The sequence below is a fragment of the Micromonospora sp. RTBAU3-60 genome, assembly GCF_054963695.1.
Map to the genome: position 1 here is coordinate 1 of NZ_JBUEGB010000093.1, position 20864 is coordinate 20864.

Consider the following 20864-nt stretch of genomic DNA (forward strand, 5'->3'; position numbering starts at 1 on the left):
GGCGGGGAGACCGTCACCATTGCCGACTCGGCGAACCCGAACATGGCCTCCTACCGGATCAGCGTCGACAACCTCGCCGACTGGATCGCCACCCGCGGCTACAGCGCCTCCTGAGCACGATGAACAACACGAAGGGCCCGACCCCCACAAGGGGTCGGGCCCTTCGTCGTCGCCACGGCCGACCGCCACCAGGGGGTCGGCCCGTTCGCCGTCTTCGGGTCAGCGTTCGCTGCCGGCCCGCACCGGCTCGGCCTGGGTGGCCGGCTCCGCCGCCCGCAGCCGCTGGGCCCGGCGCCGCAGCCACCAGGTGCTGGCCAGGCCGGCGAGCACGGCGAGCACCAGGCCGGCCCAGGAGATGTCCTTGAGCCAGTGCTCGGCGGCCCGGCCGACGGTGAACAGCAGGTACGTGGTGCCGAACGCCCAGACCAGGCCGCCGGCCGCGTTCGCCAGGAGGAACCGGCGGTACGGCACGTGCAGCGCGCCCGCCAGGGGCCCGGCGAGGATCCGCAGCAGGGCCACGAACCGGCCGAAGAAGACCGCCCAGACGCCGTGCCGGGCGAAGCTCTGCTCGGCACGGGCGAGGTGTGCCGGGCCGAGATGCCGGGGGAAGCGCCGGCCCAGTCGTTCGAGCAGGGGCCGGCCGCCGCGCCGGCCGACCGCGTACCCGATGGAGTCCCCGACGATGGCGCCGAACGCGGCGGCGGTGGCGACCCAGTGCGGCTCCACCACGCCGGTGGCGGCGAGCAGGGCGGAGCTGACCAGCACGATCTCGCCGGGCAGCGGGACGCCCATGCTCTCCACGCCGATCACCCCGGCGAGGATCAGATAGACCATTCCTGGGGGAAGCGCGGAAAGCCAGTGTTGTACGTCGACCACGCGCGCCACCCCTTCCCGGTCCGGCCTCGAACCCTACCCTCCGATCCCGGGTGGCGGCGGTCCGCTCATCCGGCCACCACCCGGCCGGGCCACCGGACCCCGGACCGGGCCACCCAGCCCCGGACCTGGTCAGGCGGCCGGGGCGAGGAACTCCAGGCGGTTGCCGTGCGGGTCGTGGGTGTGGAATCGCCGCATGCCGGGGATCTCGTCGTCGCCCCAGATCACCGGGTGGCCGGCGGCGGCCAGCCGGGCGGCGAGCGCGTCGAGGTCGGGGCGGAGCAGGGCCGGGTGCGCCTTGCGGGCGGGCTGGAACTCGTCCTCGACGCCGAGGTGCAGTTCCGCGTCGTACCCGGTGAACCAGCAACCGCCGCGGGTGGCGAGGGCCGGCGGCTTGGCCTTCTCGACCAGGCCGAGCAGACCGACGTAGAAGGCCCGGGATGTCTCCTCGGAGCCGCGTGGGCAGGCGAGCGCGACGTGATGGATCATGGTGGCACCTCCTCGTCCCGAACCCTGGCACGAGGTTGCGCGGATAGCAAGACGGACGTACGGTTTTGTTGAGCGCCGAGCGCGGGTAAGTGTCGCCTAACCAGGGCACCACCCCGGCCGGTGCGACAGACTGCTCAGGACTACTCACGGTCGCTGGTGTGAAGGAGTACGACGTGGCGAGCCTCGACACCTTCGGTGCGAAGACCCAGCTACGCGTCGGAGACGCGAGCTACGAGATTTTCAAGATCGGCAAGGTGGAGGGCCACGACCGGCTGCCCTACAGCTTGAAGATCCTGCTGGAGAACCTGCTGCGGACCGAGGACGGCGCGAACATCACCGCCGACCACATCCGGCAGCTCGGCGCCTGGGACCCCACCGCCGACCCGAGCGTGGAGATCCAGTTCACCCCGGCGCGGGTGCTGATGCAGGACTTCACCGGCGTGCCCTGCGTCGTGGACCTGGCCACCATGCGGGAGGCGGTCCGTGACCTCGGCGGCGACGCCACCAAGGTCAACCCCCTCGCCCCGGCCGAGCTGGTCATCGACCACTCCGTCATCGCCGACCTGTTCGGCCGCGAGGACGCCTTCCAGCGCAACGTCGAGCTCGAGTACGAGCGCAACAAGGAGCGCTACCAGTTCCTCCGTTGGGGCCAGACCGCGTTCAACGAGTTCAAGGTCGTCCCGCCGGGCACCGGCATCGTGCACCAGGTCAACATCGAGTACCTGGCCCGTACGGTCATGGAGCGCAACGGCCAGGCGTACCCGGACACGGTCGTCGGCACCGACTCGCACACCACCATGGTCAACGGCCTGGGCGTGCTGGGCTGGGGCGTCGGCGGCATCGAGGCCGAGGCGGCCATGCTCGGCCAGCCGGTCAGCATGCTGATCCCGCGGGTCGTCGGCTTCAAGCTCTCCGGCGAGATGCCGGCCGGCACCACCGCCACCGACCTGGTGCTCACCATCACCGAGATGCTGCGCAAGCACGGCGTGGTCGGCAAGTTCGTCGAGTTCTACGGCCCGGGCGTGAGCGCCGTACCGCTGGCCAACCGGGCCACGATCGGCAACATGTCCCCCGAGTACGGCTCCACCGTCGCGATCTTCCCGATCGACGCCGAGACCGTCCGCTACCTGGAGCTGACCGGCCGCGACCCGCAGCAGGTCGCGCTCGTCGAGGCGTACGCCAAGGAGCAGGGCCTGTGGCACGACCCGGCCCGCGAGCCGGAGTACTCGGAGCGCCTGGAGCTGGACCTCAGCACCATCGAGCCGTCCCTGGCCGGCCCGCGCCGCCCGCAGGACCGGGTGCCGCTGGGCAGCGCCAAGACGCTGTTCCGCTCCGCGCTGACCGACTACGTGGCCGAGGAGGCCGCGGGCGTGGAGAAGGAGCTCAAGCCGGGCGTGGCGCGCGAGCAGCTGCCCCGCGGCGCCGCCGGCCCCGCCGACGAGGCCAGCGCCGAGTCCTTCCCGGCCAGCGACCCGCCGGCCAACGAGTTCAGCGACCCGGCCGACGAGCCGCGCGACCTGGAGACCGCAGCGGCGGGTGCCGGTGGCCGCGCCACCAACCCGATCCGGGTGACCAGCGCCGACGGCGTCGAGTACGAGCTGGACCACGGCGCCGTGGTGATCGCCGCGATCACCTCCTGCACCAACACCTCCAACCCGCAGGTCATGATCGGCGCCGCGCTGCTGGCCCGCAACGCGGTGGAGAAGGGCCTGTCCCGCAAGCCGTGGGTCAAGACCACCCTGGCGCCGGGCTCCAAGGTCGTCATGGACTACTACGACCGCGCCGGCCTCACCCCGTACCTGGAGAAGCTCGGCTTCAACCTGGTCGGCTACGGCTGCACCACCTGCATCGGCAACTCCGGCCCGCTGCCGGAGGAGGTCTCCGCCGCGGTCAACGAGAACGACCTCGCCGTCGTCTCGGTGCTGTCCGGCAACCGCAACTTCGAGGGCCGGATCAACCCGGACGTCAAGATGAACTACCTGGCGTCCCCGCCGCTGGTGGTCGCGTACGCACTCGCCGGCACCATGGACATCGACCTAGCCAACGAGCCGATCGGCGAGGACAGCCAGGGCAACCCGGTGTTCCTGCGCGACATCTGGCCGAACAGCGCCGAGATCCAGGACGTCATCGCCTCGGCGATCGGCGCCACCGGCTTCAGCTCCGCGTACGCCGACGTCTTCGCCGGCGACGAGCGGTGGCAGTCGCTGCCGACCCCGACCGGCGACACCTTCGCCTGGGACGGCGAGTCCACCTACGTCCGCAAGCCCCCGTACTTCGAGGGCATGGAGCGGGACCCGAAGGCGGTCTCCGACATCGCCGGCGCCCGGGTGCTGGCCAAGCTGGGCGACTCGGTGACCACCGACCACATCTCCCCGGCCGGCTCGATCAAGGCGGACTCCCCCGCCGGCAAGTACCTGGCCGAGCACGGCGTCGCCCGGCACGAGTTCAACTCGTACGGCTCCCGCCGAGGCAACCACGAGGTGATGATCCGGGGCACCTTCGCCAACATCCGGCTGCGCAACCAGCTGGTGCCGGGCGTCGAGGGCGGGTTCACGGTCAACCACCTGACCGGCGAGCAGACCTCGATCTACGACGCCGCCATGGCCTACCAGGAGTCGGGCGTCCCGCTGGTCATCCTGGCCGGCAAGGAGTACGGCTCCGGATCGTCCCGCGACTGGGCGGCCAAGGGCACCATGCTGCTCGGCGTCAAGGCGGTCATCGCCGAGTCGTACGAGCGGATCCACCGCTCGAACCTGATCGGCATGGGCGTGCTGCCGCTGCAGTTCCCGGTCGACACCACCGCCGAGTCGCTGGGGCTCACCGGCACGGAGACCTTCTCCATCGCCGGCGTGACCGCGCTGAACGACGGCGAGACCCCGCGTACGGTGAAGGTCACCACCGACACCGGCGTGGAGTTCGACGCCGTGGTCCGGATCGACACCCCCGGTGAGGCGGACTACTACCGGCACGGCGGCATCCTGCAGTACGTGCTGCGTCGCATGATCGCCAGCTAACGTCGTAACCCCGGAACGGGCCCCTTCCCGCGTATGCGGGGAGGGGCCCGTTCGCGTCGGGGGGATCCGTCACCCGGCGGACAGTTCCCGGGTCGGCGTGGCGACGAACCGGCCCACCCGGGTGACCAGCATCGCCATCTCGTACGCGATCAGGCCGACGTCGGCGTCCTCGGAGGCCAGCACGGCCAGGCAGGCGTTGGGCCCGGCCGCGGTGACGAAGAGGAACGACGACTGCATCTCGATGATGGTCTGCTGCACCTGGCCACCGCCGAAGCGCTTGCCCGCGCCCCGGGCCAGGCTCTGGATGCCGGCCGCCATCGCCGCCAGGTGCTCGCCGTCGTCCCGGCTCATTCCCCGTGACGCGGCCATCAACAAGCCGTCGGTGGAGAGCGCCACGGCGTGTTCCGCCTGCCTGACCCGGCCGACCAGGTCATCCAGCAGCCACGTCAGGTCCGCGCTCGAAGCCGTCTGCTGCGCCACTCGTCCTCTTCTTCCCGGCTGGTGTGCCGTGCTCGTCTGGGATACGCCGGTTCGGCGTCCCGTCAGGTCGCCTGCTGGTCTGCGGTGTTCGACCTGCCGCCCGCCGCGCGCCCCGCCGCGCGGCTGCGCCGCGCCGGTCCGGTCGGCGCTCGTCGCCGGGGGTACCGGCGCCGGCGGGCGCGTCGCATGGTCGTCCCGGCCGTTGTCCGAGGTGGACGGGCCGCCCCACGGAGCGGGGTCGGGCCGGCGGCACCGGATCGACCCGCCGGCGTCCGTCGCCGGCACACCCGCCGGGCTCCGTCCCCAGGGGACGGTCGGGGCCTGCGGCGATCGCCGTCGGGATGGCGGCTGCGGGTCCGCGCTGTCGTTGCCGCCGCCCGCCGACAGCCCGGGATACGCTGCGGTCCGGCCGGCGTCCCCGGGCGTCCGGGCGCCGAGCAGGTCGACGCCGTCCCGGACGGGCACCCGCGCCGCGCGGGACCGCGGCGCGGCCGGCGACACGAGCAGGGCGACAGCCCTGGTCCGGAGACTCGTACTGCGGGAACCCATCACACCATCCTGACGGGCCATTCGGTCACGTGCCCGATGGCGAGATCGACCATCCGATCGACACCGGCGCACGCTAGCAGCGTCCGGAACTTGACTCAAGCGAACCTGATCATGGCGGTTGGGCGGGGCGTCGCGGCGCGCAGCGAGGAGAACCCGGGCGCGGCACCGCCCCCTGTGCCAAGCTTCGGGGCATGGACGACAAGACCATCCTGAACCGGATCTCCGAGCTCGTGGACGAGGAGCACCGGCTGCGCGCGGCCGCGCAGGAGAACGAGGCCGGCACCGACGACACGGCCCGGGAGCGGCTGCGGGCCCTGGAGGAATCCCTCGACCAGTGCTGGGACCTGTTGCGCCGCCGCCGGGCGGCCCGCCAGGCGCACGGAGACCCGGACGCCCAGGGTGCGCGCCCGCTCTCGGAGGTCGAGCGCTACCTCCAGTGACGCGCGGCTTGCGGCGCGGTGGCCGCGCCGGTAGCCGGCCGACGGACCAGGCGCCCGCGTCCCGGGGCGGGAGGCACCCGCCCCGGGACGGGGGACGCTCAGCGGATCCCCGCCTCCCGCAGCAGCAGACCGGTCAGCTCGACGGGGTCGGTGTCCGCGGCGGGCAGGCCCCGGGCGATGAACCAGGTGCCGACCACCCGGACGTCCCGGGCCAGGAACTCCGGGCCCTGCGGGTTGGCCACCACGTCGACCACCTGCGGCAGGTCGATCATGACCAGCCGCCCCCGGTGCACCAGCAGGTTGTACGGCGACAGGTCGCCGTGCGCGTACCCGGCCCGGGCCAGCACGACCAGCGCGTCGACCAGTTGCTCCCACAGGTCTCTGAGCTCGGCGCCCGCGGGGCGGAGCTGGGCCAGCCGGGGCGCGGCCTGCCCCTCCTCGGCGTCCCCGACGAACTCCAGCATCAGTTCGGTCCCGAGCAGCTGCACCGGGTACGGCACGGCGATCCGCCCGGAGGCGGCGCCGATCTCCCAGAGCCGGGCCAGGGCGGCGAACTCGGCGGCCGCCCACTGCCCGGCGATCATCTGCCGGCCGAACGCGGTGCGCCCGGCCATCGCCCGGTTCTCCCGGGACCGCCGGACCCGGCGCCCCTCCAGGTAGCCGGCGTCGCGGTGGAAGAGCCGGTGCTGGGCGTCCCGGTAGCGCTTGGCCGCCAGCAGGCAGGAGCGGTCGGTGTCCGGTACGGCCCGGCGGACCAGGTGGACGTCCGCCTCCTTGCCGGTTTTCAGCACCCCGAGTTCGGTGTCCTTGGCGGCCAGCTCGGTGACCAGCCACGCGGGGTGGGGTTCGGGCCCGTGCACGGCCTCGTCCCAGGAGGACCAGTGGTCCTCCTGGTCGGGCTCGTCGTCGGGTTCGGCGAGGGCCGGCTCGGCGTGCCGGCCCTGCTTCAGGAAGTACGGTTCGTCGTCGTCGAAGCGGCTCTTGCCGCGGCCACGGCGCTGTGGCGCCGGGAAGTCGTGATCACGCACGGGTGGGTTGATCCTTCGATCGAGGCTGGTGGAGGCAGGCGGAACGACCCTGCAAAGACGGCCATGACCGACCTCCTCTCCTCGACCGGGCTCCGCCCGGCTGCGCGCTCGCGCGGCCCCATGCTGGCCGCCGGGCGCGGGCGGGTCAACCGAATTACGCCCGCGCCTGCGGTCGGCGCCGGCCCGGCCGGCGGAGCCCGGCCAGCCGCGCTCAGCCGGCCAACACCGCGGCCACCGCGGCGATCAGCCCGTCCACCGTGCGGGTGGGGGCGAACCGGGTGTCCGACCAGCGGCGGCCGCGGTGCAGCCACACGCTGGGCAGGCCGACGGCGGTCGCGCCGCCGATGTCCGCCTCCGGGCTGTCCCCGATCACCCAGGCGCCACGCAGCGGCATCCGGGCCCGCTGGGCGGCGAGCGCGAAGATCCTCGGGTTGGGCTTGCTGACCCCGGCCTCCTCGGAGATCACCCAGTCGACGACGTACCGGTCCAGGCCGGTGCGGCGGATCTTCGTGTCCTGCTGGCGTACCGCGCCGTTGGTGACCACCACCGGCACCCAGCCGGCGTCGTCGGCGATCCGCAGCGCGCAGGCCACCAGCGGATCCAGCCGGGTGTGTGTCACCACCCCGTCGTGCAGCTCCTCGACCAGGTCGATGGACGGGATCCGCAGCCCGTACCGGTCCCGGATGGCGTCCGCGACGTCCCACCGGTCGGTCAGCCCGTCCGCGTCGACGGAGACCAGCCAGTCGATGTCGGTCGGCGGCGCGCCGATGCCGTCCAGGAAGCGCTCGCCCCAGGCACGGAACGGCCCGTCGCGGTCCAGCACGGTGTTGTCCAGATCGAGCAGGAGCAACGGCACGCGGAGACCTTACGGGACCAAGGTGTCCGGCCAACAGATCCCGCCGTCCCGCATCTTCAGGCGCGTAGCGTCACCCGCGGCAGTCCCTGGTCGGCGGGGCGGTCGGCGAGCATGCTGTGGGCGGCGCGGGTGGCTGCCAGCGCCGCCGGGTCGAGGGTGGCCACCAGCACGTCCTCCCCGGTGTCCGCGCCGCGGGCCAGGGGCCGCCCCTCCGGGTCGTACACCGCGGCGCCGCCGTTGAACCGCCACGGGTCGGTGCCGTCGACCGCGTTGGCGAAGACCACGTACATGGTGTTGTCCAGGGCGCGGGCGGCGTAGTAGAGGTCGCGGCGGTGTTCCGAGCCGGCCAGGTAGCCGCTCGGGCAGAGGTAGCCGTGCGCGCCGTCGGCGGCCGCGGCCCGGCCGTGCTCAGGGAAGCAGCCGTCGTAGCAGATGCCGAGACCGAACCGCCAGTCGTCGACCAGGAGGGTGGCGCCGTGCCGGCCCGGCTCGAACAGCTCGCGCTCGCCGCTCCAGAGCTGCTGCTTGTCGTACGCCGCCCGTACGCCGCCGGCCGGGTCGGCCACCAGGGACGAGATGGTGCGCCGCCCGTCGGGGTGCCGGACGGCCGCCCCGATCACCACGGTCGTCCCGCCGTCCCGGGCGGCCTGCCGCAGCGGGTCGAGCCGCGGGTCGTCGACCCGGCCGTCCTCGTCGGCGGCCACGTCGGTGCCGGTCGGGTCCGCCGCGAGGGTCGGCGGGTGGTACGCGGGCAGGAACAGCTCCGGCAGTACGACGATCCGGGCGCCGGCGGCCCGGCCGACGAGGCGGGCGGCGGTGGCGGCGTTGCCGGCGACGTCGCCGGGGACCGGCTCGGCCTGCACGGCGGCCACGGTCAGCGGGTGGGCGGGCGCGATCATGGGCCGATGGTAACCGGCTCGCGCGCCGGGCCGATCATGCGAACGCTCGTCTCAAGCCGTACGTACGGTTTGCGTAAGCCCGAGGCACCTGGGACGATCGGTGCGTGCCCAGAGTAAGTCAGGACCAACTCGACGCGCGCCGGCAGGAGATCCTCGCCGCCGCGCGGGCGTGTTTCGCCCGGCACGGCTACGAGGGCGCCACCGTCCGCCGGCTGGAGGAGGCCACCGGGCTGTCCCGGGGCGCCATCTTCCACCACTTCCGCGACAAGGACTCGCTCTTCCTCGCAGTCGCCGAGGACGACGCGGCGGTCATGGTGGAGACGGTCGCCCGCAACGGTCTGGTCCAGGTGATGCGGGACCTGCTGGCCGGGGCCGTCTCCCCGGACACCACCGGCTGGCTCGGCAGCCAGCTGGAGGTCTCGCGGCGACTGCGTACCGACCCGGCCTTCGCCAGACGCTGGGCGGAACGCTCGGCGGCGATCGCCGAGGCCACCCGGGAACGCCTGCTCCGCCAGCGAGAGGCCGGCGTGCTCCGCGACGACGTGCCGATCGACGTGCTGGCCCAGTTCCTGGAGCTGGCGTACGACGGGCTGGTGCTGCACCTGGCGATGGGCCGCCCCGCCGGCGACCTGGGCCGGGTGCTCGACCTGGTCGAGGAGGCGGTCCGCCGCCACTGACCGCTGCGCCGGATCTCGGTCCGGTAACTGGGCGGACGGGCCGGATGACCGCTGGCGGGCCTGCTCCACAATGGGCGCGACCCCTCGCGACAGGAGCAGAACATGACGGTCCTCGCGGCACCGGGCGACACCTGGGGCATCCCCGGCCCGGTCTTCCTGCGCTGGTACCTCCTCGCCGCGGCCGTGCTGGTCGTGGGCACCCTGGTGCACCGGTTCCGCACCCTGGCCGGCACGCCGGTCGACGGGGGCGCCGCCCAACTCGGGCCACAGCAGGTCGCGTACCTCAACGGCGGCGACCAGCTCGCCGTGTGGACGGCGCTGGGCGGGCTGCGCCGCGCCGGCGTGGTGGCCGTGGCCCCCGACCGGCGGCTCACCACCGCCGGTTCGCTGCCGGCCGGGGCCACCCCGCTCGACCAGGCCATCGTCAACGCCGTCGGGCGCGGCGTGCACTCCCGCGAGCTGCGCCGCGACGAATGGGTGACCCGTGCCCTGGAGCAGCTCCGCGACGGCCTCCAGCAGCGTGGCCTGGCGCTCGGGCCGGACCGGCGGGCCGCCCTGCGGCGCTGGCCGATGCTGATCGCCGCCCTGCTGGCGGTCGGCGTGATCCGCGCCTTCGTCGGCCTGTCCCACAGCCGGCCGGCGGGCTTCCTCCTGCTCAGCCTGGTACCGATCTTTATCGCGTTCCTGCTGTTCAGCCGGGTGCCCTGGCGCACCCGGGCCGCCGACCGGGCGCTGCACGAGCTGCGCAACCGGCACACCTGGCTGCGCCCCTCCGCCGCGCCGGCGTACGCCACGTACGGCCCGTCCGCCACGGCGATGGGCGTGGCGCTCTTCGGCACCGCGACCATCTGGGCCATGGACCCGGGCTTCGCCGACCAAGCCGAGATCCAGCGCCAGGCGATCGGCACGAGCGGCGGCTCAAGCAGCTCGGGCAGCTCCTGCAGCAGCGGCAGCAGCGGCAGCTCGTGCGGCGGGGGCAGCTCCTGCGGGGGCGGCGGCTGCGGAGGCGGCGGATGCGGCGGATGACCGGCCCGTCGCCGGCCCCCACCGCGACCGGCCCCGGTCCCTACGGCGTCGGCATCGGCTGGCGACCGGAGATCGCCGGTTTCGTGGCCGGCCTGCCCGGGCTGCGCTTCGTCGAGGTGGTGGCCGAGACGGTCAGCCCGGCCGGGCCGCTCCCCGACGGCCTCGCCGAGCTGCGCGAGCGCGGGGTCACCGTCGTACCCCACGGGGTGCGGCTCTCCCTCGGCGGCGCGGAACCGGTCGACCCGGCCCGGGTGGCGCACCTGGCCGGGGTGGCCGCGGCGGTGGACGCGCCCCTGGTCAGCGAGCACATCGCGTTCGTCCGGGCCGGCGGTCTGGAGGCCGGCCACCTGCTGCCGCTGCCGCGCAGCCGGGACGCGGTCGCCGCGGTGGTGGCGAACGTCCGGCGAGCGCAGGCCGAGCTACCGGTGCCGCTCGCGCTGGAGCCGATCGCCGCGCTCTTCGACTGGCCGGACGACGAGCTGGACGAGGCCGACTTCCTCACCGAGATCCTCGACGCCACCGGGGCGCTGCTGCTGCTCGACGTCGCCAACGTGCACGCCAACGCCCGCAACCGGGGCGGCGACCCGCTGACCCTGCTGGACCGGCTGCCGCTGGACCGGGTCGCCTACGTCCACGTGGCTGGCGGCGCCGAGCAGGGCGGCTTCTACCACGACACGCACACCGACCCGGTCCCCGCCGAAGTGCTCGACCTGGTCGGTGAGCTGTGTGCCCGGCGTCGGCCGCCGGCGCTGCTGCTGGAACGCGACGGCCACTACCCGCCCGCCGCCGAGCTGCGCGCCGAACTGGACGCCCTCGCCGCCGCCTCCGGGTACCCGGTGGTCACGTGACCCGGGACTCCGGCGCCGGCCGCACCGCCGGGGCGGACCCGGCCGGCACGCCGTCGCCCGCCGCTCCCCCGGCCGGACGGCCGCCGTCGTCCAGTGCTCCCCCAGCCGTCGGGGGCAGCAGCCTGGCCGCGCGGCAGGCCGAGCTGGTCGCGGCGCTGGTCGCCGGGGGCCCGCTGCCGCCCGGGTTCGCCCCGCAACCGGTGGCGGCGGCCCGCCGGGCGCTGCTGCGCAAGCGCGCGGGCGACGTGGCCAGGCACTGGCCACTGCTCGCCGCCGGCCTCGGCGCCGACTGGTCGGCCACGTTCGCCGGGTGGGCGGCGGGCCGCCCGACCAACGGGTCGCTGCGCGACGGCTGGGACCTGGCCCGGGAGCTGCGCGACCACGGCCGGCTGCCGGCGCTGGGCGCGGAGGAGCTGGCCAGCCGCGAGGCCACCACCCGCTACGACGGGCGTACCGCACCCCGGCCCCGCCGGCTACCGGCCGTCGCTCGGGCCGGCGGCGCCGTCGCGGTGCAGCTCGCCGGCCGGGTACGCCTGCTCCGCCCGGCCCGCCGCTGACCATCCCTGGCACGGCGTCCCCGCGTACGGCAGGATCGGACGCATGGATCTCGGACTCGCCGACCGGGTGTACGTGCTGACCGGCGCCTCCCGTGGCCTCGGCTTCGCAACCGCCGAGCAACTCGTCGCCGACGGCGCGCGGGTGGTGATCTCGGCCCGCAGCCCGGAACGGGTGACCGCGGCGGTCGAGGCGCTCGGCGGGCCGGAGCGGGCGATCGGCCTGGTTGCCGACCTGACCGACCCCGGTGCCCCGGAGCGGTTGGTCGCCCTGGCGTGCGAGCGGTTCGGCCGGCTCGACGGGGCACTGATCTCGGTGGGCGGGCCACCCCCGGGCAGCGCCGCCCGGGTGACCGACGAACAGTGGCGGGAGTCCTTCGAGACGATCTTCCTGGGCAGCGTCCGCACCGCCCGTAAGGTCGCCGCCGCGCTCCCCGACGGAGGCGTGATCGCGCTGGTCCTCTCCACCTCGGCGCGGAGCCCACTGCCCGGTCTCGGCATCTCCAACGGCCTGCGCCCCGGTCTGGCTGGCGTGGCCAAGGACATCGCCGACGAGTACGGGCCGCGCGGGGTGCGGGTGGTCTCGCTGCTACCCGGGCGGATCATGACCGACCGCAACAAGGAACTCATGGCGGCCAGCGGCAACCCGGAGCGGGCCCGGGCCGAGGCGGAGGGCGGCATCCCGCTGCGCCGGCTCGGCGATCCGGCCGAGTTCGGCCGGGTCGCGGCGTTCCTGCTCTCCCCCGCCGCCAGCTACGTGACCGGGGTGACCGTGCCGGTCGACGGCGGCGCGCTGCGCGGCCTGTGACGGCCGGGCGACGCCGGTCCGGGGCTGGCCCGCCGGACGGGGCCCGGGCGGCGGCGCCCCGGTTCGGCCCGGCCGAGGCAAGCCGGGCGGGGGCGTCCCACGCCGGCGGGGACGGCCCGGGCCGGACAGCCGAACCGCCGGCCGCGCGGCGCTCTCCCCGACCGACGAAGGAGCAGCTCGCGGCGGCGGCCGGAAAGCTGCTGCCGGATGTGATCGCGCCCGGCCTGGACGTGCTCTTCGTCGGGATCAACCCGGGCCTCTGGTCGGCGGCCACCGGCTGGCACTTCGCCCGACCGGGCAACCGGTTCTGGCCGGCGCTGCACCGGGGCGGCTTCACCCCGCGCCAGCTGCACCCGAGCGAGCAGGACGAGCTGCCCGCCCTCGGGCTGGGCATCACCAACATGGTGGCCCGGGCCACCGCCCGCGCCGACGAGCTGAGCGCGGAGGAGCTGGTGCGCGGCGCGGAGGAGCTGGCCGGCAAGGTCGAGCGGTACCGGCCGCGCTGGGTGGCGGTGGTCGGGGTCACCGCGTACCGGATCGGGTTCACCCGGCCGAAGGCCGGCTTCGGCCCACAGCCGGAGCCGCTCGGCGGCGCCCGGCTGTGGGTGCTGCCCAACCCCAGCGGGTTGAACGCGCACTTCACGCCGGCGACGCTCGGCGCCGCCTTCGGCGAGCTGCACGCGGCGGTGGGCGCCTAGTTGGCCGCAGCCGGCGGCAGCGCCTCCCGCGCCACGTACGTGCCGAGCGGCACCGTCGTGACCACCGGCTCCGGCTGGTCCGGCTCGGCGTACGGGGCCGGCGAGTCGGTCACCGCGAACTGGGTGCGGTAGAGCTCGGCGTAGAGGCCGCCCACAGCGACCAGCTCCTCGTGCCGGCCGCGCTCGACGATCCGCCCCTCGTCGAGGACGAGGATCTGGTCGGCGTCCCGGACGGTGGAGAGCCGGTGCGCGATCACCAGCGCGGTACGCCCGGTCAGCGCCACGGACAGCGCCCGCTGCACGGCCGCCTCGCTCTCCGAGTCGAGGTGCGCGGTGGCCTCGTCGAGGATGACGATCGACGGAGCCTTGAGCAGCAGCCGGGCGATGGCGATGCGCTGCTTCTCGCCACCGGAGAAGCGGTAGCCGCGCTCGCCGACCGTGGTGTCGAGCCCGTCGGGCAGCGAGCGGACCAGGTCCGCCACCTGTGCGCCGGCCAGGGCGGCCCAGATCTCGTCGTCGGTGGCGTCCGGCTTGGCGTACCGCAGATTCTCCCGGATGGTCTCGTGGAACAGGTGGGAGTCCTGGGTGACCACGCCGATCTCGTCGCGCAGCGAGGCGAGGGTGGCGTCCCGGACGTCGACGCCGCCGACCAGCACCTGACCATCGCTGACGTCGTAGATCCGGGAGATCAGCATGGACAGCGTCGACTTGCCGGCGCCGGAGGGACCGACCAGGGCCACCATCTGCCCGGGCTCGACGCCGAACGAGACGCCCTTGAGCACCGGCTCGTTGACCGTACGGTCCAGCGTGGCGACCTCCTCCAGCGAGGCCAGCGACACCTCGGCGGCACTCGGGTAACGGAACCGGACGTCCCGGAACTCGACCCGGCCGCTGCCCCGGGGCACCGGCACCGCGTCGGGCTTCTCCTCAATGCCGGGACGCAGGTCGAGCACCTCGAAGACCCGGTCGAAGGAGACCAGCGCGCTCATAACGTCAACCCGGACGTTGGACAGCGCGGTGAGCGGCCCGTAGAGCCGGGTGAGCAGCAGCGCAAGCTTGACCACGGTGCCGGCGCTGACCGCGCCCATGACGGCGAGCCACCCGCCCAGGCCGTAGGTGAGGGCCTGCGCGAGGGAGGCGACCAGCAGCATGGCCACGAAGAACGTCCGCGAGTACATGGCGGACTGGATGCCGATGTCCCGGACCCGCTCCGCGCGGCCGGCGAACCGGGCCGCCTCCACCTCGGGCGAGCCGAAGAGCTTGACCAGCAGCGCGCCGGCCACGCCGAACCGCTCGGTCATCGTCGCGTTCATCTTCGCGTCGAGGTTGTACGACTCGCGGGTGATCTCGGCGAGCCGCCGGCCGACCCGGCGGGCCGGGATGATGAAGATCGGCAGCAGCACCAGCGCCAGCAGGGTGATCTGCCAGGAGAGGATGAGCATCGCGCCGGCGGTGAGCACCAGCTGGATGACGTTGCTGACCACCCCGGACAGGGTGGAGGTGAACGCCCGCTGGGCGCCGAGCACGTCGTTGTTGAGCCGGCTGACCAGCGCACCGGTCTGGGTGCGGGTGAAGAACTGCAGCGGCATCCGCTGGACGTGGTCGTAGACCCGGGTCCGCAGGTCGAGGATGATCCCCTCCCCGATCCGGGCCGAATACCACCGTTGCGCCAGGGAGAAGAGCGCGTCGGCGACGGCCAGCGCGGCGATGATCAGAGCGAGCCGGACCACCGTCGAGCCCGCGTCGGGGCCGCCGCGGGCGATCGCGTCGATGACGTCACCGGCGAGCAGCGGGGTGGCCACCCCGACCACTGCGGCGATCACCACGGTGATCAGGAAGACGACGATGTCGCGCCGGTACGGCCGGGCGAACGCGACAATCCGCTTCGCGGTGCCGCGCTTGAGCTGGTGGGTGGAGACCTGGTCCCGGTCACGCATGGACCGGAGCATGCTCCAGCCACCCATGCCGCCACCGGCCATCGGGTTGGACACTCGTCACCTCCGGGTCGTCGAGCAGCCCTGGACCGTCGGGTCAATTCTCCCGACGACTACGACAACCTCGCGAGTAACCCGGATCTTCCCGTACGGTCCTTACCCCTATTCTCCCCGCCCGGCCAGGTCCCGCAGTCGGCGGGTCTGCGCCTCCCGCTCGGCCCGCTGCTGCTCCGCGTGGGTACGCCCGGCGGCGCCGGCGAGCAACGCCTTGATCTCCACGATCGCGTCGCGGTTGTTGGCCAGCAGACCGGCGGCCAGGTCTCGCACCGCGGCGTCCAGCTCGGGGGTGGGCACCACGAGGGTGGCCAGCCCGATCCGGTCCGCCTCGGCGGCGTCCATCCGGCGGCCGGTGGCGCAGATCTCCAAGGCGCGGGAATAGCCGACCAGGTCGAGGAGGCGCTTGGTGCCGGCCAGGTCGGGCACCAGCCCCAGGGTCACCTCGGCCATGGAGAGAACGGCGTCCTCGGCGAGCACCCGCAGGTCACAGGCGAGGGCCAGCTGGAACCCGGCGCCGATCGCGTACCCCTGCACCGCGGCGACGGAGATCACGTCCGGGCGGTGCAGCCAGGTGAACCCGGCCTGGAAGTCGGCGATCCGGTCCGCGCACCCCTGCTCCGGCAGCGCGGCAAGCTCGGCGAAGGAGCCCGGGCCGGCGGCGCCGGCCACCGACAGGTCGAGACCGGCGGAGAAGGCCCGCCCCTCGCCGCGTACGACCACGACCCGGACGTCGCCGGGCAGATCGCGGGAGAAGTCGCTCATCGCGCGCCACATCGCCGGGGTCTGCGCGTTGAGCACGTCGGGCCGGCACAACGTCACCGTCGCAACCGGCCCGTCGCAGTCGAGTCGCACTCCGGTCGTTGCGGAGGTCACCGGACCATCCGGAGCCCGACATTGATGGACGACGCTGGCGGGCGAGTCACGCCTTCTTGCGGCGCCGGGCCCCGCCACGCTGCCGCAGCTGCACCCCGGACTCGGTCAGCACCCGGTGAATGAACCCGTAGGAACGGCCGGTCGAGGCCGCGAGCGCACGGATGCTCTCACCCGAGGTGTACCGCTTTACCAGGTCCTTGGCGAGCGTCTGGCGCTCGGCTCCGACGATCCGGCGACCCTTCTCAGTGCTGGTGGCTGTGCCGGTGGCTGCCATGCTGATCCCTCACGTCCCAGACTGTGCGGTTCGGATACGGTCCCACCTATTAGACCGCCTCGAACGATCATGCGCCAGATATCAACTAATCGCCAACCGACACGCTATGCAATGTCAGCTTCCCGATAGAGTGACCCCTCCTGACCGGTCAGGCGGCGCCGTCCGGCTGGATCATGGTGAGCCGTCCGGCCGGCTGACCCGTACGCTCCCTCGCGTGACCGACCTGCTCGCCGCGGCCGCGGCCGCGGCCCTCGTCTTCGCGGCCACCAACATCGACGACATCGTCGTGCTCACCGTGCTCTTCGTGGCGGCGCGCGGCGCCGGTCGGCCCCGCCCCTGGCACATCGTGGCCGGGCAGTACCTGGGCATCGGCGCGCTCGTCGCCGCTGCGGTGGTGGTCGCCGCCGGGCTGCTTGTCGTACCGGACCCGTGGACCGGCCTGCTCGGGCTGCTGCCCATCGCGCTCGGCGTCCGGGCGCTGCTGGCCCGCTCCGACGACGACGAAGCCCCGGCAGTGGTCGGCAGCCTACTCGGCGTGGCCGGGGTCACCATCGCCAACGGCGCCGACAACATCGCCGTCTACGTGCCGGTGTTCCGCTCCCTCCACCCGGCCTCCGGCCTGGTGTACCTGCTGGTCTTCGCGGCACTGGTGGCGGTCTGGTGCACGCTGGCTGCCCTGCTCGGCGGTCACCCCCGGGTGGTGCGCCTGGTCGCCCGCGCCGGCCACTGGCTGGTCCCGGCGATCTTCGTGGCCATCGGCGCCACCATCCTGCTCGCCTCCGGCGTCCTCCCCCACCTCGCCGACCTGCTCGGCTGATCGAGGTCAGGCGAGTTCGACGAGTTCGAGAAGATCGTCGCTCCAGGCGTCCTCGTCGCCGTCGGGCAGCAGGATGGCGCGGTCGGGCTTGAGCGCCGTCACGGCACCGGGGTCGTGGGTGACCAGCACGATCGCGCCGGGATAGCGGGCGATGGCGTCGAGCACCTGCTCCCGGCTGACCGGATCGAGGTTGTTGGTCGGCTCGTCGAGCAGCAGCACGTTGGCGCCGGAGCAGACCAGGGTGGCCAGGGCCAGCCGGGTCTTCTCACCGCCGGAGAGCACCCCGGCCGGCTTGTCGACATCCTCGCCGGAGAAGAGGAACGCGCCGAGGATCTTGCGCAGGTCGGTGTCCGTCTGCTCCGGAGCGGCACTGCGCATGTGCTCCAGGATCGTCCGGTCCACGTCCAGGGTCTCGTGCTCCTGGGCGTAGTAGCCGAGCCGCAGGCCGTGGCCGGGGCGCACCTCGCCCGTGTCCGGCTCCAGCAGGCCGCCGAGCATCCGCAGCAGGGTGGTCTTGCCAGCGCCGTTGAGGCCGAGGATGGCCACCCGCGAGCCGCGGTCCACCGCGACGTTGACGTCGGTGAAGATCTCCAGCGACCCGTACGACTTGGACAGGCCGGTCGCGGTGAGCGGGGTCTTGCCGCACGGCGCCGGGTTGGGGAAGCGCACCTTCGCCACCTTGTCCGCGACGCGCACCTCCTCCAGGCCGCTCAGCAGCTTCTCGGCCCGCCGAGCCATGTTCTGCGCGGCGACCGTCTTGGTCGCCTTGGCCCGCATCTTGTCGGCCTGGGCCATCAGCGCGCCGGCCTTCTTCTCGGCGTTGGCCCGCTCCCGGCGGCGGCGCCGCTCATCGGTCTCCCGCGCCTCCAGGTACGCCTTCCAGCCCAGGTTGTAGACGTCGACCACGGACCGGGTGGCGTCCAGGAACCAGACCTTGTTGACCACCGCCTCCAGCAGCGAGGCGTCGTGGGAGATCACGATCAGACCACCCTTGTGGTTGGCCAGGAAGCCGCGCAGCCAGGTGATCGAGTCCGCATCCAGGTGGTTGGTGGGCTCGTCGAGCAGCAGGATGCCGCCGCCGTTCTCGCCCGCGTCCCGGAACAGGATCCGGGCCAGCTCGATGCGCCGCCGCTGGCCACCGGAGAGGGTGCCGATGGTCTGCGCCAGGGCCCGGTCCGGCAGCCCCAGGTTGGCGCAGATCCGGGCCGCCTCGGCCTCGGCCGCGTACCCGCCGAGCGAGGCGAACTGGTCCTCCAGCGCGCCATAGCGGCGGACCAGGCGCTCGTCGTCGGCGCCCTCGGCGAGCTTGGCCTCCAGCTCCTTCATCTGCGCCATGAGCACGTCCAGGCCACGGGCGGAGAGCACCCGGTCCCGGCCAGTGACGTCCAGGTCACCGGTGCGCGGGTCCTGCGGCAGATAGCCGATCGCGCTGCGCCGGTCGAGCTGCCCGGAATACGGCTGCCCCTCCCCGGCCAGCACCTTGAGCGTGGTGGTCTTGCCGGCGCCGTTGCGACCGACCAGGCCGATCCGGTCGCCCGGCTGCACGCGCAGCGTGGTGTCGGACAGCAGGATCCGGGAACCGGCGCGCAACTCCAGGCCGGTGGCAGTGATCATTTCGAAGTACTCGCTCTCGGGGTCCGGAAGGGCTGATTCAGGGCACGCGAAAGCGCCGGCGGGTCATCAATTCCCGTCGGCGCGGGGCCGTTCAGCCTTCGCAGCGCAGCACGGGCCAAGTGTACCGGGCGTGGCGCGCCCGTCCGTCCGGATTACCGGGCAAGATCATCGGGTACGGGAAACGCCGTCCGGACCCATTCCGGTACCGCAACGACCACACACGGACTGATCGGTGATCGGGGTCAACATGGAGCTGAACGAGAACGCGCGGATCGACACCAGCCAGGTGGAGGACCGGCGAGGGTCCGGCGGAGGCGGCGGGATGGGCATTCCGATCCCAATCGGCGGCGGCCGGGGCGGCATCGTGGGCATCATCATCGCCGTCCTCGTCGCCCTGATCGGCGGCGGCTTCGGTCTCAACGCGGCGACCAACGGGGGCAGCTCGGACCAGGGCGACAACACCGCGCTCGAGCAGAAGTGCGCGGCGCAGGACGCGCTGAAGCAGCTCGACTGCCGCAACACCCTCTACGTCAACTCCATCCAGGCGTACTGGCGCACGGCCATGCCGGAGGTCTTCGGCGAGCAGTACCGGCCGTCCAAGACCGTCTTCTTCAGCCAGGCGGTGAGCACCGGCTGCGGCCAGGCCGACTCCGGCGTCGGGCCGTTCTACTGCCCGGCCGACGACCTGGTCTACATCGACCTCACCTTCTACCGCCTGCTGACCGACCAGCTCGGCGCGGAGGGCGAGTTCGCCCAGCCGTACGTGCTGGCCCACGAGTACGGACACCACGTGCAGGACCTGCTCGGCACCGAGGCGCAGATGCGCCGCCAGCAGCAGCGCGACCCGAACAACGCCAACGCGCTCTCCGTGAAGGGGGAGCTGCAGGCCGACTGCTACGCCGGCGCCTGGGCGAAGAACGCCACCGGCACCTCGGACGAGCAGGGCCAGAAAATCTTCAAGAGCATCACCGACCAGGACATCCAGCAGGCAATCGACACCGCCGAGAAGATCGGCGACGACGCGATCCAGCAGCGGTCCGGCCGGCCGGTGAACCCGGACGAGTTCACCCACGGCACCTCCGCGCAGCGCCAGCAGTGGTTCACCAAGGGCTACTCCACCGGCGACCCGAAGGCCTGCGACACCTTCGGCGGCACCCTCTGACGTCACCCGAGACCCCGGCGCCCGGCCCGGTGCGTCGGGGTCCCGCCACGTCCGTCCGGGCAGCGGGCAGACGCGGCACGATGACCGGATGAGTCTGCTACGACCCCGTCTCCGGGTCGCCGCGTACGTCATCCGGCGCGCGGCGGCCGGGCCGGAACTGCTCGTCTTCGACCACGTCGACTTCCCCGAGGCGGGCACCCAGGTCCCGGCCGGCGGGATCGAGCCGGGCGAGACGGTTGCCGAGGCCGCGGTCCGGGAGGTCGCCGAGGAGACCGGGCTGACCGGAGTCGAGGTGGTCGCCGAACTGGGGGTCAGCGACCACCCCCACCCGGAGACCGGCGGGGCCCGGCGCACCACCTATGTCCAGCTGCGGGTGACGGACGGGCCGGTCGGTGGGTGGGCGCACCGGGTCGCCGGAGACGGCGAGGACGACGGGCTGAGGCTCGCCTGTCGATTTGCCCCGCTCCCGCTCTCGGCCCGCCTCGCCGACCGTCAGGACGAGTTCCTCGACCGGATCCAGCCCTGATCCGTTACCTGTCAGTGCGCTCTAGCGACTGATCGGCATGTCCCGCCTTGCGGTGGGACGGTCCCGGTCTTACCCGCCTGAGCGGGGCCGGGTTGACGCTTCATGGCCACCGGCCCGCCGGGGCGGGTCTTATGGTCGGCTCCACGTCCTGCCACCGGGCCACTCCCGGCAGTGGTTGCCTCATGCGCGAGCGCGGCGAGGTTACGGGCGGCGTTCACATCGCGGTCGAGGACCAGGCCGCAAGAGTCGCAGAGGTAGGTTCGGACACGCAGCGGCAGTTTGGCTTTCACCGCGCCGCAGTCCGAGCAGGTTTTGCTGGAGGGATACCAGCGGTTGGCCACGATCCGCCGGCCGCCGTTCCACCTGGT

General features: G+C 73.3%; 22 protein-coding genes and 1 pseudogene. 12 read left to right on the top strand and 11 right to left on the bottom strand.

The window, feature by feature from the left end:
• A pseudogene (locus tag ACY34I_RS37095) lies at window positions 1–114 on the top strand (C39 family peptidase); the annotation flags it as partial.
• Between the two features lie 105 nt (window positions 115–219).
• On the opposite strand, the gene ACY34I_RS37100 reads toward ACY34I_RS37095, so the two are convergent.
• Entirely contained in the window at window positions 220–876 is a 657-nt protein-coding gene (locus ACY34I_RS37100) for a DedA family protein (RefSeq protein WP_462759828.1), read from the bottom strand.
• Between the two features lie 129 nt (window positions 877–1005).
• Window positions 1006–1362 (bottom strand): VOC family protein, encoded by a 357-nt coding sequence (locus ACY34I_RS37105; protein WP_462759830.1) that lies wholly within the window; start codon window positions 1360–1362, stop codon window positions 1006–1008.
• Window positions 1363–1520: 158 nt separating this feature from the next.
• Here ACY34I_RS37105 and ACY34I_RS37110 point away from each other — a divergent pair, with 158 nt between their 5' ends.
• Entirely contained in the window at window positions 1521–4376 is a 2856-nt protein-coding gene (locus tag ACY34I_RS37110) for an aconitate hydratase (RefSeq protein WP_462759831.1), read from the top strand.
• Window positions 4377–4445: 69 nt separating this feature from the next.
• Here ACY34I_RS37110 and ACY34I_RS37115 read toward each other — a convergent pair whose 3' ends face one another.
• Window positions 4446–4856 (bottom strand): roadblock/LC7 domain-containing protein, encoded by a 411-nt coding sequence (locus tag ACY34I_RS37115; RefSeq protein WP_462759832.1) that lies wholly within the window; start codon window positions 4854–4856, stop codon window positions 4446–4448.
• Between the two features lie 740 nt (window positions 4857–5596).
• Here ACY34I_RS37115 and ACY34I_RS37120 point away from each other — a divergent pair.
• Window positions 5597–5845, top strand: coding sequence for a DUF2630 family protein (locus ACY34I_RS37120; RefSeq protein ID WP_148803373.1), 249 nt, complete (start codon window positions 5597–5599; stop codon window positions 5843–5845).
• A 98-nt stretch (window positions 5846–5943) separates the two neighbouring features.
• Here ACY34I_RS37120 and ACY34I_RS37125 read toward each other — a convergent pair whose 3' ends face one another.
• The 3 genes from ACY34I_RS37125 to ACY34I_RS37135 all read right to left on the bottom strand — a co-directional run bounded on the left by ACY34I_RS37125 (window position 5944) and on the right by ACY34I_RS37135 (window position 8628).
• Window positions 5944–6873: an RIO1 family regulatory kinase/ATPase domain-containing protein gene (locus ACY34I_RS37125; protein WP_462759834.1), complete on the bottom strand. Its 930-nt coding sequence runs from the start codon at window positions 6871–6873 to the stop codon at window positions 5944–5946.
• 211 nt (window positions 6874–7084) lie between these two features.
• On the bottom strand, window positions 7085–7729 hold the full coding sequence (locus ACY34I_RS37130; RefSeq protein ID WP_462759835.1) for an HAD family hydrolase: 645 nt from the start codon (window positions 7727–7729) through the stop codon (window positions 7085–7087).
• A 56-nt stretch (window positions 7730–7785) separates the two neighbouring features.
• Window positions 7786–8628 carry a carbon-nitrogen hydrolase family protein gene (locus ACY34I_RS37135; RefSeq protein ID WP_462759836.1) on the bottom strand — a complete coding sequence of 281 codons (843 nt, stop codon included), beginning with the start codon at window positions 8626–8628 and terminating at the stop codon, window positions 7786–7788.
• Between the two features lie 104 nt (window positions 8629–8732).
• Between ACY34I_RS37135 and ACY34I_RS37140 the strand changes: the two genes are divergently transcribed.
• The 6 genes from ACY34I_RS37140 to mug all read left to right on the top strand — a co-directional run bounded on the left by ACY34I_RS37140 (window position 8733) and on the right by mug (window position 13239).
• Complete coding sequence (locus tag ACY34I_RS37140; protein WP_148803365.1) at window positions 8733–9305, top strand: TetR/AcrR family transcriptional regulator; 573 nt, start codon at window positions 8733–8735, stop codon at window positions 9303–9305.
• Between the two features lie 102 nt (window positions 9306–9407).
• Window positions 9408–10331, top strand: a complete 924-nt coding sequence (locus ACY34I_RS37145; RefSeq protein WP_462759838.1) for a TIGR04222 domain-containing membrane protein — start codon at window positions 9408–9410, stop codon at window positions 10329–10331.
• Window positions 10319–11179, top strand: a complete 861-nt coding sequence (locus tag ACY34I_RS37150) for an MbnB/TglH/ChrH family RiPP precursor modification enzyme (RefSeq protein WP_462759840.1) — start codon at window positions 10319–10321, stop codon at window positions 11177–11179. Before ACY34I_RS37145 ends, ACY34I_RS37150 begins: the two co-directional genes overlap by 13 nt.
• 122 nt (window positions 11180–11301) lie before the next feature.
• Window positions 11302–11736: a hypothetical protein gene (locus tag ACY34I_RS37155; RefSeq protein WP_462759847.1), complete on the top strand. Its 435-nt coding sequence runs from the start codon at window positions 11302–11304 to the stop codon at window positions 11734–11736.
• A gap of 43 nt (window positions 11737–11779) precedes the next feature.
• Complete coding sequence (locus tag ACY34I_RS37160) at window positions 11780–12541, top strand: SDR family oxidoreductase (RefSeq protein ID WP_462759841.1); 762 nt, start codon at window positions 11780–11782, stop codon at window positions 12539–12541.
• 197 nt (window positions 12542–12738) lie between these two features.
• Entirely contained in the window at window positions 12739–13239 is a 501-nt protein-coding gene (mug, locus tag ACY34I_RS37165; protein ID WP_462759848.1) for a G/U mismatch-specific DNA glycosylase, read from the top strand.
• Here mug and ACY34I_RS37170 read toward each other — a convergent pair.
• The 3 genes from ACY34I_RS37170 to ACY34I_RS37180 all read right to left on the bottom strand — a co-directional run bounded on the left by ACY34I_RS37170 (window position 13236) and on the right by ACY34I_RS37180 (window position 16377).
• Window positions 13236–15218, bottom strand: coding sequence for an ABC transporter ATP-binding protein (locus ACY34I_RS37170; RefSeq protein WP_462759849.1), 1983 nt, complete (start codon window positions 15216–15218; stop codon window positions 13236–13238). The genes mug and ACY34I_RS37170 overlap by 4 nt on opposite strands.
• Before the next feature lie 117 nt (window positions 15219–15335).
• A complete protein-coding gene (locus ACY34I_RS37175; RefSeq protein WP_462759842.1) occupies window positions 15336–16103 on the bottom strand; it encodes an enoyl-CoA hydratase/isomerase family protein in 768 nt (255 codons plus the stop codon).
• Window positions 16104–16149: 46 nt separating this feature from the next.
• Window positions 16150–16377: a helix-turn-helix domain-containing protein gene (locus ACY34I_RS37180; RefSeq protein WP_007462679.1), complete on the bottom strand. Its 228-nt coding sequence runs from the start codon at window positions 16375–16377 to the stop codon at window positions 16150–16152.
• A 214-nt stretch (window positions 16378–16591) separates the two neighbouring features.
• On the opposite strand from ACY34I_RS37180, the gene ACY34I_RS37185 reads away from it, so the two are divergent.
• On the top strand, window positions 16592–17194 hold the full coding sequence (locus ACY34I_RS37185) for a cadmium resistance transporter (protein ID WP_462759843.1): 603 nt from the start codon (window positions 16592–16594) through the stop codon (window positions 17192–17194).
• Window positions 17195–17200: 6 nt separating this feature from the next.
• On the opposite strand, the gene ACY34I_RS37190 is transcribed toward ACY34I_RS37185, so the two are convergent.
• The gene (locus ACY34I_RS37190) at window positions 17201–18808 is read right to left on the bottom strand and encodes an ABC-F family ATP-binding cassette domain-containing protein (RefSeq protein WP_462759844.1); all 1608 of its coding nucleotides are present in this window, start codon (window positions 18806–18808) and stop codon (window positions 17201–17203) included.
• A gap of 247 nt (window positions 18809–19055) precedes the next feature.
• Here ACY34I_RS37190 and ypfJ point away from each other — a divergent pair, with 247 nt between their 5' ends.
• Together ypfJ and ACY34I_RS37200 are read left to right on the top strand one after the other, a co-directional pair.
• Window positions 19056–19970 carry a KPN_02809 family neutral zinc metallopeptidase gene (gene ypfJ / locus ACY34I_RS37195; RefSeq protein WP_462759850.1) on the top strand — a complete coding sequence of 305 codons (915 nt, stop codon included), beginning with the start codon at window positions 19056–19058 and terminating at the stop codon, window positions 19968–19970.
• Between the two features lie 88 nt (window positions 19971–20058).
• Window positions 20059–20496, top strand: a complete 438-nt coding sequence (locus tag ACY34I_RS37200; RefSeq protein ID WP_462759845.1) for an NUDIX hydrolase — start codon at window positions 20059–20061, stop codon at window positions 20494–20496.
• An 11-nt stretch (window positions 20497–20507) separates the two neighbouring features.
• Here ACY34I_RS37200 and ACY34I_RS37205 read toward each other — a convergent pair.
• A partial coding sequence (locus ACY34I_RS37205; RefSeq protein WP_462759846.1) for a zinc ribbon domain-containing protein occupies window positions 20508–20864 on the bottom strand: 357 nt, incomplete at its 5' end.

Bases quoted from the DNA above. Each gene is read 5' to 3' on its own strand.
- ACY34I_RS37150 (WP_462759840.1), top strand. From the start codon at position 10,319: ATGCGGCGGATGACCGGCCCGTCGCCGGCCCCCACCGCGACCGGCCCC.
- ACY34I_RS37160 (WP_462759841.1), top strand. From the start codon at position 11,780: ATGGATCTCGGACTCGCCGACCGGGTGTACGTGCTGACCGGCGCCTCC.
- ACY34I_RS37105 (WP_462759830.1), bottom strand. From the start codon at position 1,362: ATGATCCATCACGTCGCGCTCGCCTGCCCACGCGGCTCCGAGGAGACA.
- ACY34I_RS37135 (WP_462759836.1), bottom strand. From the start codon at position 8,628: ATGATCGCGCCCGCCCACCCGCTGACCGTGGCCGCCGTGCAGGCCGAG.
- ACY34I_RS37120 (WP_148803373.1), top strand. From the start codon at position 5,597: ATGGACGACAAGACCATCCTGAACCGGATCTCCGAGCTCGTGGACGAG.
- ypfJ (WP_462759850.1), top strand. From the start codon at position 19,056: ATGGAGCTGAACGAGAACGCGCGGATCGACACCAGCCAGGTGGAGGAC.
- ACY34I_RS37180 (WP_007462679.1), bottom strand. From the start codon at position 16,377: ATGGCAGCCACCGGCACAGCCACCAGCACTGAGAAGGGTCGCCGGATC.
- ACY34I_RS37200 (WP_462759845.1), top strand. From the start codon at position 20,059: ATGAGTCTGCTACGACCCCGTCTCCGGGTCGCCGCGTACGTCATCCGG.
- ACY34I_RS37145 (WP_462759838.1), top strand. From the start codon at position 9,408: ATGACGGTCCTCGCGGCACCGGGCGACACCTGGGGCATCCCCGGCCCG.
- ACY34I_RS37190 (WP_462759844.1), bottom strand. From the start codon at position 18,808: ATGATCACTGCCACCGGCCTGGAGTTGCGCGCCGGTTCCCGGATCCTG.
- ACY34I_RS37170 (WP_462759849.1), bottom strand. From the start codon at position 15,218: ATGGCCGGTGGCGGCATGGGTGGCTGGAGCATGCTCCGGTCCATGCGT.